Below are 529 nucleotides of genomic sequence, written 5' to 3' on the forward strand. Positions count from 1 at the left end.
ATACCATCCACATCTAGTAAACGTCGTAGAATATCGGATGCACTCTCTCCAATGCGTTGGGTACGGCTCGCGATAAATCTATACAGTTCTTCGTCAACTTCGATGGTTTTCATTCGCTTTTCACAATCTTATTAGTTTAAACTGCGCCAGATTATACCCAGTTATTGAGTAAGTCTCTACGGAAAGCAAAAGGGAATTGGAGAAAATGTCGAGCCAGTTACACTATAAGATCCAAGGTCATGGTAAACCTATACTTTTGATCCACGGTTTGTTTGGAAGTTTGGATAATTTAGGCCTCCTCGCCCGCGATCTCAGCCAAGATCACCAAGTGATTAGCGTGGATCTGCGCAATCATGGACGATCCTTGCACAGTGATGAGCATACTTATGCCGCACAGGCCGAAGATATTCGTCAGTTAATGGATGAATTAGCGCTAGATGAGTTAACCGTGGTCGGCCATTCGATGGGCGGTAAGGTGGCAATGAAGTACGCTGCTATTAGCCCAATGAACATCAAAAGATTGATTGTA

Annotated in this window: 1 protein-coding gene and 1 pseudogene; one reads left to right on the top strand and one right to left on the bottom strand. The window is 43.9% G+C overall.

Features of this window, described 5'->3' with window-relative positions:
- Positions 1–113 (bottom strand): annotated as a pseudogene (locus AB4585_RS25565) (replication initiation regulator SeqA); the annotation flags it as partial.
- Between the two features lie 92 nt (positions 114–205).
- Between AB4585_RS25565 and AB4585_RS25570 the strand changes: the two are divergent.
- A partial coding sequence (locus AB4585_RS25570) for an alpha/beta fold hydrolase (protein WP_372171590.1) occupies positions 206–529 on the top strand: 324 nt, incomplete at its 3' end.

This window comes from Vibrio sp. 10N.222.49.C9 (genome assembly GCF_041474985.1).
In the GTDB taxonomy this organism is placed as follows: Bacteria; Pseudomonadota; Gammaproteobacteria; order Enterobacterales; family Vibrionaceae; genus Vibrio; species Vibrio crassostreae_C.